A 15,674-nucleotide genomic window follows, 5' to 3' on the forward strand; every position below is an offset into this window, starting at 1 on the left:
ACGTCTGCTGTCGAGGGGGCGGGTCAGCCGACCGCGCCCTCCATCTGCAGCTCGATCAGCCGGTTGAGCTCCAGCGCGTACTCCATGGGGAGCTCCTTGGCGATGGGCTCGACGAAGCCGCGCACGATCATCGCCATCGCCTCGAACTCGCTCAGACCGCGGCTCATCAGGTAGAAGAGCTGGTCCTCGGAGACCTTGGAGACGGTCGCCTCGTGCCCCATGGACACGTCGTCCTCGCGGACGTCCACGTAGGGGTAGGTGTCGGAGCGGGAGATGGTGTCGACGAGCAGCGCGTCGCACAGCACGTTGGACTTCGAGCCGTGGGCACCCTCACCGATCTCCACGAGACCGCGGTAGGAGGTGCGGCCGCCGCCGCGCGCCACGGACTTCGACACGATGTTCGACGAGGTGTTCGGCGCCATGTGGACCATCTTGGAGCCGGCGTCCTGGTGCTGCCCCTCGCCCGCGAAGGCGATGGAGAGGGTCTCGCCCTTGGCGTGCTCACCCATCAGGTAGACGGCCGGGTACTTCATCGTCACCTTGGAGCCGATGTTGCCGTCGATCCACTCCATGGTCGCGCCCTCGTAGGCGACGGCGCGCTTGGTGACCAGGTTGTAGACGTTGTTCGACCAGTTCTGGATGGTCGTGTAGCGGCAGCGGGCGTTCTTCTTGACGATGATCTCGACGACCGCGGAGTGCAGCGAGTCCGACTTGTAGATCGGGGCGGTGCAGCCCTCGACGTAGTGCACGTAGGCACCCTCGTCGACGATGATCAGGGTCCGCTCGAACTGGCCCATGTTCTCCGTGTTGATGCGGAAGTAGGCCTGGAGCGGGATCTCCACGTGGACGCCCGGCGGCACGTAGATGAAGGAGCCGCCCGACCACACGGCGGAGTTCAGCGACGCGAACTTGTTGTCGCCGACGGGGATGACCGTCCCGAAGTACTCCTTGAAGAGCTCCGGGTGCTCCTTCAGCGCGGTGTCGGTGTCGAGGAAGATGACGCCCTGCTCCTCCAGGTCCTCGCGGATCTGGTGGTAGACGACCTCAGACTCGTACTGGGCGGCGACACCGGCGACGAGGCGCTGCTTCTCCGCCTCGGGGATGCCGAGCTTGTCGTACGTGTTCTTGATGTCCTCGGGCAGGTCCTCCCAGGACTCCGCCTGCTTCTCCGTGGAGCGCACGAAGTACTTGATGTTGTCGAAGTCGATGCCCGAGAGGTCGGAGCCCCAGTTCGGCATGGGCTTCTTCTCGAACAGGCGCAGGCCCTTGAGGCGGAGCTTGGTCATCCACTCCGGCTCGTTCTTCTTGGAGGAGATGTCCCGGACGACGTCCTCGTTGATGCCGCGCTTGGCAGAGGCGCCGGCCGTGTCGGAGTCGGCCCAGCCGTACTCGTACTTGCCCAGGCCCTCCAGCTCGGGGTGGGCAGTCTCCGTGGGGAGAGTCATGCGGGGTTCCTCCCGGCCGTGCTTGCAGATGCGTTGTGGGAAATCTTGGGGATGAACGTCGTGCAGACGCCGTCGCCGTGCGCGATGGTGGCGAGCCGCTGTACATGCGTACCGAGCAGCTCGGCGAAAAATTCCGTCTCCGCCTCGCACAGTTGCGGGAACTGCTCGGCGACGTGGGCGACCGGGCAGTGGTGCTGACAGAGCTGCTCACCCTGCTGCGGGTGGGGCGCGCTGCGCGCCGTAGCAGCGTACCCGTCGGCACTCAGAGCCTTGGCCAGCGCTTCGGTCCGCTTCTCGGGCGGTGCGGTCTCGACCGCCTGGCGGTAGGCGCCCGCCTGCGCGGCGATCCTGGCGCGGGCGAAGGCGGCGATCGCCTCGTTGCCGCCCTCGCGGTCGGCGATCCAGCGCAGGGCGTCCGTGGCGAGCTTGTCGTAGGACTGGTCGAAGGCGTCCCGGCCGCAGTCCGTCAGGGCGAACACCTTGGCCGGCCGGCCGCGGGTCCGCGCGCCGTACACCCGCTGCTCGCGCGCCTCGACGACACCGTCGCCCGTGAGGGCGTCGAGGTGCCGGCGCACGGCCGCCTGGGTGAGGCCCAGCCGCTCGGCGAGCTCGGCGACGGTCGAGGGCCCGTGGTCCAGGATGGACCGCGCGACCCGGTTGCGGGTGGACCGCTCCCCGGTCGCCAGCTCCTCATGGGGTGCCTCGCCGACGTTTTTCACAACGCCATTGTTGCGTAATTCTTCCGGACCGGGCAAGCCGTGGGTGTCGCACTCCACGGTGCCCTGCGTCACTTAGGTAAACCTAATCTGACCTGCGGAAACGATCTCTGATCGATCAAAGCGGTGGCATGCGGCAGCCGCTTCGGGGACACTCCACAACCATGCCCACACCCCCTCCGACCGGCCCTCTTGTCACCCGCGAGACGCTCCGGACGCAGCTCGTCGAGCTCGGTGTACGCCCCGGTGAGACCCTCCTCGTGCACTCCTCGCTCAGCGCCCTCGGCTGGGTGAACGGCGGTGCCGTCGCGGTGGTGCGGGCGCTGCTCGACGCGCTCGGCCCGCAGGGCACGCTCGTGGTCCCCACCCAGACCGGCGACCTGTCCGACCCGGCCCTGTGGAGCAACCCGCCCGTGCCCCCGGAATGGTGGGCGGCCATCCGGGCCACCATGCCCGCCTACGACCCGCGGATCACGCCCGCCCGGGGGGTCGGCGTCGTCCCGGAGACCGTGCGGACCTGGCCCGGCGCGCTGCGCAGCGCACATCCGCAGACCTCGTTCGCGGCGCTCGGCCCGCGTGCGGCGGAGGTGCTCGACGGGCACGCACCCGACTGCCGGCTCGGCGAGCGGAGCCCGCTGGCGAAACTGGAGGCGATGGGCGCCCGGGTGCTGCTGCTCGGTGCCGGCTACGCCTCCTGCACGAGTTTCCACCTCGCCGAGTACCGGATCCCGTCCCCGCGCGTCGCGGTGGGCCGGCCCGGTCCCGAGGGCTGGGAAACCGTCACCGAGGTGTCGATCAGCTCGGACCGTTTCGACGAACTGGGCTACGACTTCGAGCGGGACCGTCCCGTCGTCCGCGGAAAGGTCGCAGCGGCCGAGGTGCGGCTGTTCCCGGTGGCGGACGCGGTGGCCTACGCCGAACGGTGGCTGGCGGTCCACCGGCCGCGTGAGGAGGAGTTTCCCCACCCTCCCCCACTCTCGGCTCCGCTCGAGCGGGGGGACCCCCAGGTCTGAGCCGGCACGGACGTACCTAGACTCTGGACCCATGCGAAGTGAGCCCGTGGTCCAGATCCAGGCCCTGGTGAAGCGGTACGGCACGAAGACCGCGGTGGACGGGCTCGACCTGGTGGCCCGGGCGGGTGTGACCGCCGTGCTCGGCCCCAACGGGGCGGGCAAGACGACCACGGTCGAGACCTGCGAGGGGTACCGGAAGCCGGACTCCGGCACGGTGCGCGTCCTGGGCCTCGACCCGGTGGGACACTCCGCCGACCTGCGGCCCCGCATCGGCGTGATGCTCCAGTCCGGGGGCGTCTACTCCGGCTCCCGGGCCGACGAGATGCTCCGCCACGTCGCCAAGCTGCACGCGCACCCGCTGGACGTGGACGCGCTGATCGAGCGCCTGGGCCTCGGCTCCTGCGGCCGTACGACGTACCGGCGGCTGTCGGGCGGGCAGCAGCAGCGGCTCGCGCTGGCCATGGCCGTGGTGGGGCGCCCGGAGCTGGTCTTCCTCGACGAGCCGACCGCCGGGCTCGACCCGCAGGCCCGCCGCGCCACCTGGGACCTCGTCCGGGACCTGCGGGCCGACGGCGTCTCGGTGATCCTCACCACGCACTACATGGACGAGGCCGAGCAGCTCGCCGACGACGTGGCGATCATCGACGCGGGCCGGGTCATCGCCCAGGGCTCCCCGGAGGAGCTGTGCCGGGGCGGCGCGGAGAACACGCTGCGCTTCTCGGGCCGGCCGGGCCTGGACGTGGGCTCGCTGCTGAAGGCCCTGCCCGCCGACTGCTCGGCCGCCGAGCTGACGCCGGGTTCCTACCGGGTCGTCGGCAAGGTCGACCCCCAGCTGCTCGCGACGGTCACCTCCTGGTGCGCCCAGCACGGCGTGATGCCGGAGAGAATCTCGGTCGAGCGCCACACCCTTGAGGACGTCTTCTTGGAGTTCACCGGCAAGGAGCTGCGCTCATGACCGCCACCGGCACCGGGATGTACACGCCGAAGCCCGGCGCGGCCCCGCTCCCGCGCATGATCGCGGCCCAGGCCCTGCTCGAAACGAAGATGCTGCTGCGCAACGGCGAGCAGCTGCTGCTGACGGTGGTGATCCCGACCCTGCTGCTGGCGCTGTTCAGCACCGTGGACATCGTCGACACCGGCGCCGGCGAGGCCGTCGACTTCCTCACCCCCGGCGTCCTCGCGCTCGCGGTGATGTCGACCGCGTTCACCGGCCAGGCCATCGCCACCGGCTTCGAGCGCCGCTACGGCGTGCTGAAGCGACTGGCCTCCTCGCCCCTGCCCCGCTGGGGCCTGATGACGGCCAAGACGCTGTCGGTCCTGGTCACCGAGGTGCTCCAAGTGATCCTGCTCACGGTGATCGCCTTCGCGCTCGGCTGGTCGCCGCAGGGCAATCCGGTCGCCGTCCTGCTGCTCCTGGTCCTCGGCACGGCGGCCTTCTCGGGCCTCGGGCTGCTGATGGCCGGGACGCTGAGGGCCGAGGCGACGCTGGCCGCGGCCAACCTGGTGTTCCTGCTGCTGCTGGTCGGCGGCGGGGTCGTCGTGCCGCTGGACAAGTTCCCCTCCGGCGCCCAGGACGTGCTCGGTCTGCTGCCGATCTCGGCCCTGTCCGACGGGCTGCGGGACGTGCTCCAGCACGGTGCCGGGATGCCCTGGGGCAATCTGGCGATCCTGGCCGTCTGGGCGGTCGCGGGGCTGGCGGCGGCCGGGAAGTTCTTCCGCTGGGAGTAGGGAAGATGCCCTGTGACGGACCCTCGTGAAAGCGTGCACAAGCGGCGGCCTACGATGGTTCGCGTGCCAAACGTGACCCGCGCCGACGCTCAGGCCGCCCTGCGCAACCCGCTCGCCTTCATCGCCGAGCGCTGGACCCCGGAACCCCGGACGGTCCGGCGCGCTGCCCTCTCCGCGCTCCTGATGGCGGTGTTCATCGTCGTCACCGGGGGCGCCGTACGGCTGACCGGCTCGGGCCTGGGCTGCCCGACCTGGCCCAAGTGCACCGACGACTCGCTCACCACCACCAGCGCGATGGGCTTCCACGGCGTCATCGAGTTCGGCAACCGCATGCTGACGTACGTGCTGTGCGCCGCCGTCGGCTGGGCGATCATCGCCGCGCGCTCGCAGAAGCCGTACCGGCGTGGCCTGGTCCGGCTGGGCTGGGTGCAGTTCTGGATCGTGATGAGCAACGCGGTGCTGGGCGGCATCGTGGTGCTGGTCGGTCTCAACCCCTACACGGTGGCGGCCCACTTCGTGGCGACGTCCGCGCTGATCGCGGTGGCCACGGTGATGTGGCAGCGCACCCGTGAGGGCGACACCCCGCCCCGTCCGCTGGTCGGCAAGGCCGTGCAGCAGCTGGTGTGGTTCCTGACCGCGGCGGCCGTTCTGCTCATCCTGGTCGGCACGGTCGTCACCGGCGCGGGCCCGCACGCGGGCGACTCCAGTGAGGTCGAGCGGATGCCGGTCGACTGGGAGACGGTGAGCAAGCTGCACGCCGTGCTGGCGTGGATCGTGGTGACGCTGACCTTCGCCCTGTGGTTCGTCCTCAAGGCGGTCAACGCGCCGAAGAACCCGCTGAACCGCACCCGCGAGCTGTTCCTGATCCTGCTCGCGCAGGGCGTCATCGGCTACGTCCAGTACTTCACGGACCTGCCCGAGGTCCTGGTCGGCCTGCACATGCTGGGCTCGGCCGTGATGTGGATCTGGGTGCTGCGGGTGGTGCTGTCGCTGCGCGAGCGGCCGGAGTCCGTGGCCGACCTGCCCGGCCCCACGGCCGAGACCACCCTGACCAAGGCCTAGTCCAGCCCGTACACCCTGCGCGCGTTTCCCGACGCCAGCATGCCCGCCACCCGCTGCGCGTCGGCCAGGGACCACGCCCCCTCGGCGACCCAGGTGCCGAGCACCCGCCCCAGGGCCTCGCGGAACAGGCGGGCGCCCACGACGTGCAGTTCGGGCAGTCCCTGCGCGCCGGTGGAGAAGAGGATCTTGCCGAAGGGCGCCGGTTCCAGGATCTCGGCGAGCACGGTGGCGGCCCGGGCGCCCGTGCGGACCAGGGCGGCGCCGCAGTCGACGTGGACGTGCGGGAAGACACCAGCGAGATGGGCCGCGTTGCGGTGGTACGGGTAGCCGTGCAGCAGGACCAGGTCCGTGCCGAGCCCGGCCGTGGCCCGCACGAAGTCCGTCAGCAGCACCGGGTCCGTACGGTCGGTCCGCAGCCCCGGCGCACCCAGCCCCGCGTGCAGCTGGAGCGGCAGGCCCGAGGCGACCGCGCTCCACAGCAGATGCCGCAGCAGCACCGGGTCGCTCAGCTCCCCGCCGACGCCCCGCCCGGCGAGCCAGCGGCCGGCCGCCCCGCGCACCTCCCCCGGCCCGGGCGGCTCCGGCGCGAGGGCGAGGCCGTGCCGTACACCCGCGACCGAAGTGAAGGCGACGGCGTTCGCGGCGGCCGCGTGCACCGACTCGGCGAGGTTGGCGAGGAAGGACTCGACGGTTCCGGAGGTGTCGGCGACCTGCTCGGCGAGGAGTTCCAGGCGCACGATCTCGCGGGCCTCGGCGGCTCCGGCACAGGCCAGCTCGCCGGGTTCCGTCAGATCGCCGGGCAGGCCGGTGTCGACCAGGTACGTAGTGATGCCGCTGCCGCGCAGGAGCCGGCGGCCGGACTCCAGAACGCCCAGTTCCCGGCGGCGGGCCAGGTAGCGGGCGGGCGTGCAGTGCGGTTCGAGGCCCAGCAGGGGCGGGCACCAGCGCCGCACGGCGAAGCCGGTCTGGGTGTCGAAGAGGGTCGTGCCGGGGGCGGGTGGGCCCTCGGTGCGGCTGAGATGGGCCTCGAAGGTGCCGAGGCCCAGCTCCGTGCGGAGTACTCCGTGGCAGTACTGGTCCACTAGGGACGGCGTTTCGATCATCCGGGCTCCCCGGTGTGGACCCTGTTGCTCTCGAGGGTCCTAACGGGTGAACCGGGTTCGAGGTCGCGGTCCCGGAGGGGGTGCGGGTGATTCGGCGGCTGCGGGCGGCGTGTGGCGTGTCGCGCCCACGCGGCGGAGCCGCAAATCGATACAGCCCCGCGCCCCCCGATAGGTCAGTCGTTCTTGGGGCCGCCTACCTGGATGCCCGCCATGCGCGACCACTCGTAGCGGCCCGTCTTGACCTTGGCCGCGAATTCGCCGTCGAAGGCCTCGTGGGTCGTGATGCCCGACTTCTCCACGGCCTTCTCGGCGATCTCGTAGGAGGGGGCGACCAGGTCGCCCCAGTTGCCGTCCTCGCCGACCAGGACGATGCGGGCGCCGCGCTCGCCGAGGTAGGCGACCTGGCCCTCGGCGCCGCCGTGGGCCTGGGAGAAGGAGGAGATCTGCTTGGCCAGCCGGGCCACCTTGCGCTCGGCCTTCGGGTCAACCTGCTGCGTGTCTGCCATGGCCAGGATGCTACTCACGGGTAGATCGTCTTGCGAGGGCAGGGCGGTGTGACGTACGTCAGCGCAGGAACGGGTCGACCGCGACCGCGACGAACAGCAGCGACACGTAGGTGATCGACCAGTGGAACAGGCGCATCTCCTTCAGCTTCGCGCCCGTCACCTCCGCCTTCGCCCGGTTCTGCAGGCCGTGCGCCTCCCAGAGCCAGAAGCCGCCCGCCAGCAGCGCCACCGAGGTGTAGAACCAGCCGGTGTAGCCGAGCGGCTGCAGCAGGAGCGACACGCCGACCATGACCCAGCTGTAGAGCACGATCTGCTGGGCGACGACCTTGTTGGAGGCGACCACCGGCAGCATGGGCACGCCCACGCGGGCGTAGTCCTCCCTGACCTTCATGGACAGCGGCCAGTAGTGCGGCGGCGTCCAGAAGAACATGACGAGGAACAGGATGACCGGCGCCCAGGACATCGAGTTCGTGACCGAGGACCAGCCGATCAGCACCGGCAGGCAGCCGGCGATGCCGCCCCACACGATGTTCTGCGAGGTCCGGCGCTTGAGGATCATCGTGTAGACGACGACGTAGAAGAGGAGCGCGCCGAGGGCGAGCCAGGCGCTCAGCCAGTTCACCGTGAGGCCGAACAGCAGCGTCGAGGCGACGGCCAGCGTGATGCCGAAGGCGAGGCACTCGCGCGGGCTGACCATGCCGGTGACCAGCGGCCGCTGCGAGGTGCGGTCCATCAGCGCGTCGATGTCGCGGTCGATGTACATGTTGAGGGCGTTGGCGCCGCCCGCGGACATGTAGCCGCCGAGGCACGTCAGCAGCACCAGCGTCAGGTCGGGCACACCCTGCTGCGCCAGGAACATCACCGGCACCGTCGTGATCAGCAGCAGCTCGATGATCCGCGGCTTGGTGAGAGCCACGAACGCCTTGACACGGGCCCCGAACGGCCGGTGGGCCGGGCTCTGGTCCGCCCCTAGCATCCCCGCTGGACGGGATTCAACGGCCGTCACGCACACCCCTACAGAGACATCCCAGCAAGCCTCACCGCTGTGAAGTCCCGGTAAAGGCTCGCGCGTACCACGCCACTTTAGACGTTGCCCAGACTCGGACATTCGCGGGGGTCGGCTCGTGTTGGAGGTGGGCTTCCGAAGGGCGCGGCGAAGCTCGATTGAGCACCCGGATGAGCGGCTCCGTATTCACCTGTCGAATGCGGTACGGCCCAGTCAGGAGGCGGATCGGGATCGGCCCCGGCACTCTGGAGTGACTCGAAAAAACGCACGTCCCACGGGGGTAGGCTCGGCTGCGGCCGGTGGGCGCCCCGATACACCGGCATCCGACATGTGGAGAGGAGCCCTGACCCAGGGTGAGCACCAAGCCGACCACCACAGACCTCGAGTGGACCGAGTTGGACCAGCGGTCCGTCGACACCGCGCGTGTCCTGGCCGCCGATGCCGTACAGAAGGTCGGTAACGGCCATCCGGGTACGGCGATGAGCCTGGCGCCTGCCGCCTACACCCTCTTCCAGAAGGTGATGCGGCACGACCCGGCGGACGCCGACTGGGTCGGGCGGGACCGCTTCGTGCTGTCCGCCGGCCACTCGTCCCTGACCCTCTACACCCAGCTGTACCTGGCCGGCTTCGGCCTGGAGCTGGACGACCTGAAGTCCTTCCGCACCTGGGGTTCGAAGACCCCCGGCCACCCCGAGTACGGGCACACGACCGGTGTGGAGACGACCACCGGGCCGCTCGGCCAGGGTGTCGCCAACGCGGTGGGCATGGCCATGGCCGCCCGCTACGAGCGCGGCCTGTTCGACCCGGAGGCCGCCGAGGGCGAGTCGCCGTTCGACCACTTCATCTACTGCATCGCCGGTGACGGCTGCCTCCAGGAGGGCATCTCCGCCGAGGCCTCCTCCCTGGCGGGCCACCAGAAGCTCGGCAACCTGATCCTGCTGTGGGACGACAACCACATCTCGATCGAGGGCGACACCGAGACGGCAGTCTCCGAGGACACCGCCAAGCGCTACGAGGCCTACGGCTGGCACGTGCAGCGCGTGGAGCCGAAGCCGGACGGCGACCTCGACCCGGCCGCGATCTTCGAGGCGGTCCAGAAGGCCAAGGCCGTCACCGACCGGCCGTCGTTCATCGCGATGCGCTCGATCATCGCCTGGCCGGCCCCCAATGCGCAGAACACCGAGGCCGCGCACGGCTCGGCGCTCGGCGACGACGAGGTCGCAGCCACCAAGCGGGTTCTGGGCTTCGACCCGGAGCAGTCCTTCGAGGTCGCGGGCGAGGTCATCACGCACACCCGCAAGGCGCTGGAGCGGGGCCAGGCGGCCCGCGCGGTGTGGGAGAAGGCCTACCAGCAGTGGCGGGACAACAACCCCGAGCGCGCGGCCGAGTACGACCGCGTCGCCAAGGGCGAGCTGCCCAAGGGCTGGGAGGAGAAGATCCCGGTCTTCGAGGTCGGCAAGGGCGTGGCCACGCGTGCCGCCTCCGGCAAGATCCTCCAGGCGCTCGGCGCGGTCGTCCCGGAGCTGTGGGGCGGCTCGGCCGACCTGGCCGGTTCCAACAACACCACGATCGACAAGACCAGCTCCTTCCTCCCGGCGGACAACCCGCTGCCGGAGGCGGACCCGTACGGCCGCACGATCCACTTCGGTATCCGCGAGCACGCGATGGCCGCCGAGATGAACGGCATCGCGCTGCACGGCAACACCCGGATCTACGGCGGCACGTTCCTGGTCTTCTCCGACTACATGCGCAACGCGGTACGTCTGTCGGCGCTGATGCACCTGCCGGTGACGTACGTGTGGACGCACGACTCCATCGGCCTGGGCGAGGACGGCCCGACCCACCAGCCCGTCGAGCACCTGGCGTCACTGCGCGCGATCCCGGGCCTGAACGTGGTGCGCCCGGCCGACGCCAACGAGACCGCCATCGCCTGGCGCGAGATCCTCAAGCGCTGGACGAAGGAGTTCGGCAAGGGGCAGCCGCACGGCCTGGCGCTGACGCGTCAGGGTGTGCCGACGTACGAGCCCAACGAGGATGCCGCCAGGGGCGGTTACGTCCTGTTCGAGGCCGACGGCGGCGAGCCCGAGGTGATCCTGATCGCCACCGGCTCGGAGGTGCACGTCGCCGTCGAGGCGCGTGAGCAGCTCCAGGGCGCCGGCGTGCCCACGCGCGTGGTGTCCATGCCGTCGGTGGAGTGGTTCGAGCAGCAGGACCAGGGGTACCGGGACAGCGTCCTGCCGCCGTCCGTCCGGGCCCGTGTCGCGGTGGAGGCCGGTATCGGTCTCACGTGGCACAAGTACGTGGGGGACGCCGGCCGCATCGTTTCCCTGGAGCACTTCGGTGCTTCGGCCGACGGCAAGGTGCTTTTCCGCGAGTTCGGGTTCACTCCCGAGAACGTGGCCGCCGCCGCGCGGGAATCGATCGCCGCAGCCCAGCGCTGACGCTCTTATACGACACGTAGGAGATGGAATTTCCATGACAGACGCACTCAAGCGCCTCTCCGAGGAAGGCGTGGCGATCTGGCTGGACGACCTGTCGCGCAAGCGGATCACGTCCGGCAACCTCGCCGAGCTGATCGACCAGCAGCACGTCGTGGGCGTCACCACCAACCCGTCGATCTTCCAGAAGGCGATCTCGCAGGGCGACGGCTACGACACGCAGCTGACCGACCTCGCCGCCCGCAGGGTCACCGTCGAAGAGGCCATCCGCATGATCACGACGGCGGACGTCCGTGACGCCGCCGACATCCTGCGCCCGGTCTTCGACGCCACCGGTGGCCAGGACGGCCGGGTCTCGATCGAGGTCGACCCGCGCCTGGCGCACAACACGCGGGCGACGGTCGCCGAGGCCAAGCAGCTCGCCTGGCTGGTGGACCGGCCCAACACGCTCATCAAGGTCCCGGCGACCGAGGCGGGCATCCCGGCCATCGCCGAGACCATCGGCCTGGGCATCAGCGTGAACGTCACGCTGATCTTCTCGCTGGAGCGCTACCGCCTGGTCATGGACGCGTTCCTGGAGGGCCTGGAGAAGGCCAAGGAGCGCGGCCTGGACCTGTCGCAGATCCATTCCGTGGCGTCGTTCTTCGTCTCCCGTGTGGACACCGAGATCGACAAGCGGATCGACGCGCTGGGCACCGACGAGGCCAAGGCCGCGCGCGGCAAGGCCGGGGTCGCCAACGCCCGTCTGGCCTACCAGGCCTACGAGGAGGTCTTCTCCTCGGACCGCTGGAGCGCCCTGGAGAAGGCGGGCGCCAACAAGCAGCGTCCGCTGTGGGCGTCCACCGGCGTGAAGGACAAGGCGTACAAGGCCACCCTGTACGTCGACGAGCTGGTCGCTCCCAACACGGTGAACACCATGCCGGAGGCGACCCTGTTCGCCACGGAGGAGCAGGGCGAGATCCGCGGCAACGCCGTCGCCGGCACGTACGAGCAGGCCCGCGCCGACCTCGACGCGGTCGAGAAGCTCGGGATCAAGTACGACGACGTGGTCCGGCTGCTGGAGGAGGAGGGCGTCGAGAAGTTCGAGGCGTCCTGGACCGACCTGCTGAAGTCGACCGAGGCCGAGCTCAAGCGCCTCGCCCCCTCGGAGGGCTGAACAGGTGTCGAGCAGCAACCCGCTGCGTGACCCCGCGGACCGACGGCTCCCGCGTATCGCGGGGCCGTCGGGCCTGGTCATCTTCGGCGTCACGGGCGACCTGTCCCGGAAGAAGCTCATGCCCGCCGTGTACGACCTCGCCAACCGGGGGCTGCTGCCGCCGGGCTTCTCGCTGGTGGGCTTCGCCCGCCGCGAGTGGGCGCACGAGGACTTCGCGCAGGAGGTGCACGACGCGGTCAAGGAGCACGCCCGCACGCCCTTCCGCGAGGAGGTCTGGCAGCAGCTCATCCAGGGCATGCGCTTCGTGCAGGGCACGTTCGACGACGACGACGCGTTCGAGCGGCTGCGCTCCACGATCGACGAGCTGGACAAGGCACAGGGCACGGGCGGCAACTTCGCCTTCTACCTGTCCGTGCCGCCGTCGGCCTTCCCGGTGGTCATCCAGCAGCTGAAGAAGCACCAGCTGGCCGACCAGACGGGCGGATCCTGGCGGCGCGCGGTCATCGAGAAGCCGTTCGGCCACAACCTCGCCTCGGCCGAGGAGCTCAACAAGGTCGTCCACGAGGTCTTCGCCCCGGACCAGGTCTTCCGCATCGACCACTACCTGGGCAAGGAGACCGTCCAGAACATCCTGGCGCTGCGCTTCGCCAACACGATGTTCGAGCCGATCTGGAACCGGTCCTTCGTGGACCACGTGCAGATCACCATGGCCGAGGACATCGGCATCGGCGGCCGGGCCGGCTACTACGACGGCATCGGCGCCGCCCGTGACGTCATCCAGAACCACCTGCTCCAGCTCATGGCCCTGACGGCCATGGAGGAGCCGGCCTCCTTCGACGCGGACGCGCTGGCCGCCGAGAAGACCAAGGTCCTCGGCGCCGTGAAGCTGCCCAAGGACATGGGCCGGGACACCGTGCGCGGCCAGTATTCAGCGGGCTGGCAGGGCGGCGCGAAGGTGATCGGCTACCTCGACGAGGACGGCATCAACGCCTCGTCGAAGACCGATACGTACGCCGCGATCAAGCTGGAGATCGACAACCGCCGCTGGGCGGGCGTCCCCTTCTATCTGCGCACCGGCAAGCGTCTGGGCCGCCGGGTGACGGAGATCGCCGTCGTCTTCCAGCGGGCCCCGCACTCCCCCTTCGACTCCACCGCCACCGAGGAGCTCGGCTCCAACGCGATCGTCATCCGCGTCCAGCCGGACGAGGGCGTCACGGTCCGCTTCGGCTCGAAGGTGCCGGGCACGTCGATGGAGATCCGGGACGTGTCGATGGACTTCGCGTACGGCGAGTCCTTCACGGAGTCGAGCCCGGAGGCGTACGAGCGTCTGATCCTGGACGTCCTGCTCGGTGACTCGAACCTCTTCCCGCGTACCGAGGAGGTCGAGCTGTCCTGGGAGATCCTCGACCCGATCGAGGAGTACTGGGACACGAACGGCAAGCCCGCCCAGTACCAGGCCGGTACCTGGGGGCCCGTCGAGGCGGACGAAATGCTCGAGCGACACGGACGGAGCTGGCGCCGGCCATGAAGATAGACCTCACGGACACCACCGCCAGCAAGGTCAACAAGGCGTTGGTGCAGGGGCGCAGGGCGATCGGCACCCCGGCGGTCGGCATGGTGCTCACGCTGGTCATCGTGACGGACGAGGAGAACGCCTACGACGCGCTGAAGGCCGCGAGCGACGCCGCGCACGAGCATCCCTCGCGCACGCTCGTGGTCATCAGGCGCGTCTCCCGCTCGCCCCGCGACCGTACGCAGTCCCGCCTGGACGCGGAGGTGCGGGTCGGCGCCGACGCCGGCTCCGGTGAGACGGTGGTGCTCCGGCTGTACGGCGAGGTCGCGGACCACGCCCAGTCGGTGGTGCTGCCGCTGCTGCTGCCGGACGCCCCGGTGGTGGTGTGGTGGCCGGTGAACGCGCCGCTCGACCCGGCGAAGGACCCCCTGGGTGCCCTCGCGCAGCGCCGCGTCACCGACACGTACGCCTCCGAGCAGCCGGTACGGGACCTGGCCACCCGGTCCGGGACCTACACCCCCGGCGACACCGACCTCTCCTGGACGCGCATCACGCCCTGGCGTTCCATGCTGGCGGCGGCCCTCGACCAGGTCACCTGCGAGGTCCGGGCCGTCGAGGTGGAGGGCGAGGAGTTCAACCCGAGCTGCGAGCTGCTGGCGATGTGGCTCGCGGACCGACTGGACGTCCCCGTGAAGCGCTCGCTGTCCGCCGGCCCCGGTCTGACGGCGGTCCGGATGGACACCAGCTGCGGCCCGATCAAGCTGGACCGTGCCGACGGCTCCCTGGCGACGCTCTCCATCGAGGGCCAGCCGGACCGGGCCGTGGCGCTCAAGCGCCGGGAGACCGCCGAGCTGATGGCAGAGGAACTGCGGCGCCTGGACCCGGACGACACGTACGCGTCGGCGCTGCGGTACGGGGTGGACCGGCTGAAGTCCTCCTCGTCGGCGCAGTCGGCGCACTCGGTGCAGTCGGTGCCCAAAAGTGAAGGGCGAGCAGGACTCGCCCTCCCCGCTCCCGTTGAAGCGGCTGCGAAAGCACCCGCTGCGGAAGCGACGGCGCAGGCACCGGTGAGGCGGGAACCGCCCGAGCTGGAGCCGGTACGGAAGGCGACGACGAAGTGAGTACGGCACCGCAGCTGGTCGTGCACCACGACAAGGAGCTGATGGCGCAGGCCGCGGCGGCCCGGCTGATCACGAAGATCGTGGACGCGCAGGCCTCCCGGGGCTCGGCGTCCGTGGTGCTGACGGGCGGCCGCAACGGCAACGGCCTGCTGGCCGCCCTGGCCGCGGCGCCCGCCCGGGACGCGATCGACTGGAGCCGGCTGGACCTCTGGTGGGGCGACGAGCGGTTCCTGCCCGAGGGCGACCCGGAGCGCAACGTCACCCAGGCCCGGGAGGCCCTCCTCGACTCGGTGCCGGTCGATCCGAAGCGGGTGCACGCGATGCCCGGGTCTGACGGCCCGCACGGCACCGACGTGGACGCGGCGGCCGCCGCGTACGCGGAGGAACTGGCACGGGCGGCTGGCCCGGAGAACCACGGCCCCGTGCCCACGTTCGACGTGCTGATGCTGGGCGTCGGGCCGGACACGCATGTCGCGTCCCTGTTCCCCGAATTGCCGGCGGTCAGGGAGACCGACCGCACGGTGGTCGGCGTCCACGGCGCGCCCAAGCCGCCGCCGACCCGGGTGACGCTGACGCTGCCGGCGATTCGCGCCGCCCGTGAGGTGTGGCTTCTCGCGGCCGGGGAGGACAAGGCCCAGGCGGCGGCGATCGCCCTCTCGGGAGCGGGCGAGATCCAGGCACCGGCGGCGGGGGCGTACGGCAGGAGCCGCACGCTGTGGCTGCTGGACGCGGCGGCGGCCTCGCAGCTGCCCCGCTCCTTGTATCCACCGGCGTCCGCATAGGTCGCGGGCGGGTTTGATCCGCTGAACGCCGGAGTGGCTTGGTACAGCCGCTCCGGCGTTTGTGCCGGACACGTGATCCGGGTAC

General features: G+C 70.4%; 14 protein-coding genes. 9 read left to right on the plus strand and 5 right to left on the minus strand.

Going from position 1 to position 15,674, the window contains the following annotated elements:
- Positions 1–23: 23 nt before the first annotated feature.
- Both sufB and A4E84_RS09775 read right to left on the minus strand, forming a co-directional pair.
- Positions 24–1,445, minus strand: a complete 1,422-nt coding sequence (sufB, locus tag A4E84_RS09770) for a Fe-S cluster assembly protein SufB (RefSeq protein ID WP_062926168.1) — start codon at positions 1,443–1,445, stop codon at positions 24–26.
- Entirely contained in the window at positions 1,442–2,164 is a 723-nt protein-coding gene (locus tag A4E84_RS09775) for a helix-turn-helix transcriptional regulator (RefSeq protein WP_062926169.1), read from the minus strand. The genes sufB and A4E84_RS09775 overlap by 4 nt, the downstream gene beginning before the upstream one ends.
- 161 nt (positions 2,165–2,325) lie before the next feature.
- On the opposite strand from A4E84_RS09775, the gene A4E84_RS09780 reads away from it, so the two are divergent.
- Genes A4E84_RS09780 through A4E84_RS09795 form a run of 4 tightly spaced genes read left to right on the plus strand, consistent with a single transcriptional unit; the run spans position 2,326 to position 5,964 of the window.
- A complete protein-coding gene (locus A4E84_RS09780) occupies positions 2,326–3,174 on the plus strand; it encodes an AAC(3) family N-acetyltransferase (protein ID WP_062926170.1) in 849 nt (282 codons plus the stop codon).
- A gap of 31 nt (positions 3,175–3,205) precedes the next feature.
- Positions 3,206–4,129 carry an ABC transporter ATP-binding protein gene (locus A4E84_RS09785; protein ID WP_062926171.1) on the plus strand — a complete coding sequence of 308 codons (924 nt, stop codon included), beginning with the start codon at positions 3,206–3,208 and terminating at the stop codon, positions 4,127–4,129.
- Positions 4,126–4,902 (plus strand): ABC transporter permease, encoded by a 777-nt coding sequence (locus A4E84_RS09790; protein ID WP_062926172.1) that lies wholly within the window; start codon positions 4,126–4,128, stop codon positions 4,900–4,902. The genes A4E84_RS09785 and A4E84_RS09790 overlap by 4 nt, the downstream gene beginning before the upstream one ends.
- Before the next feature lie 54 nt (positions 4,903–4,956).
- Complete coding sequence (locus A4E84_RS09795; RefSeq protein ID WP_062926173.1) at positions 4,957–5,964, plus strand: COX15/CtaA family protein; 1,008 nt, start codon at positions 4,957–4,959, stop codon at positions 5,962–5,964.
- Here the strand turns inward: A4E84_RS09795 and A4E84_RS09800 are convergent.
- The 3 genes from A4E84_RS09800 to A4E84_RS09810 form a co-directional block, all read right to left on the minus strand.
- Positions 5,961–7,067, minus strand: a complete 1,107-nt coding sequence (locus A4E84_RS09800) for an amidohydrolase family protein (RefSeq protein WP_062926174.1) — start codon at positions 7,065–7,067, stop codon at positions 5,961–5,963. The genes A4E84_RS09795 and A4E84_RS09800 overlap by 4 nt on opposite strands.
- A gap of 173 nt (positions 7,068–7,240) precedes the next feature.
- Positions 7,241–7,573, minus strand: coding sequence for a hypothetical protein (locus A4E84_RS09805; protein ID WP_062926175.1), 333 nt, complete (start codon positions 7,571–7,573; stop codon positions 7,241–7,243).
- A gap of 58 nt (positions 7,574–7,631) precedes the next feature.
- Positions 7,632–8,549, minus strand: a complete 918-nt coding sequence (locus A4E84_RS09810) for a heme o synthase (protein ID WP_174569508.1) — start codon at positions 8,547–8,549, stop codon at positions 7,632–7,634.
- Positions 8,550–8,932: 383 nt separating this feature from the next.
- Here A4E84_RS09810 and tkt point away from each other — a divergent pair, with 383 nt between their 5' ends.
- From tkt to pgl, 5 genes are read left to right on the plus strand one after another with little or no spacing between them, the layout of a single operon-like run.
- The gene (tkt, locus tag A4E84_RS09815) at positions 8,933–11,020 is read left to right on the plus strand and encodes a transketolase (RefSeq protein ID WP_062926177.1); all 2,088 of its coding nucleotides are present in this window, start codon (positions 8,933–8,935) and stop codon (positions 11,018–11,020) included.
- Positions 11,021–11,054: 34 nt separating this feature from the next.
- A complete protein-coding gene (gene tal, locus A4E84_RS09820; protein WP_062926178.1) occupies positions 11,055–12,173 on the plus strand; it encodes a transaldolase in 1,119 nt (372 codons plus the stop codon).
- A gap of 4 nt (positions 12,174–12,177) precedes the next feature.
- Positions 12,178–13,701 (plus strand): glucose-6-phosphate dehydrogenase, encoded by a 1,524-nt coding sequence (gene zwf / locus A4E84_RS09825; protein ID WP_062926179.1) that lies wholly within the window; start codon positions 12,178–12,180, stop codon positions 13,699–13,701.
- Complete coding sequence (opcA, locus tag A4E84_RS09830) at positions 13,698–14,807, plus strand: glucose-6-phosphate dehydrogenase assembly protein OpcA (protein WP_062926180.1); 1,110 nt, start codon at positions 13,698–13,700, stop codon at positions 14,805–14,807. Before zwf ends, opcA begins: the two co-directional genes overlap by 4 nt.
- A complete protein-coding gene (gene pgl, locus A4E84_RS09835) occupies positions 14,804–15,589 on the plus strand; it encodes a 6-phosphogluconolactonase (protein WP_079128921.1) in 786 nt (261 codons plus the stop codon). Before opcA ends, pgl begins: the two co-directional genes overlap by 4 nt.
- Positions 15,590–15,674 lie beyond the last annotated feature (85 nt).

This window comes from Streptomyces qaidamensis, from assembly GCF_001611795.1.
Classification (GTDB): Bacteria; Actinomycetota; Actinomycetes; order Streptomycetales; family Streptomycetaceae; genus Streptomyces; species Streptomyces qaidamensis.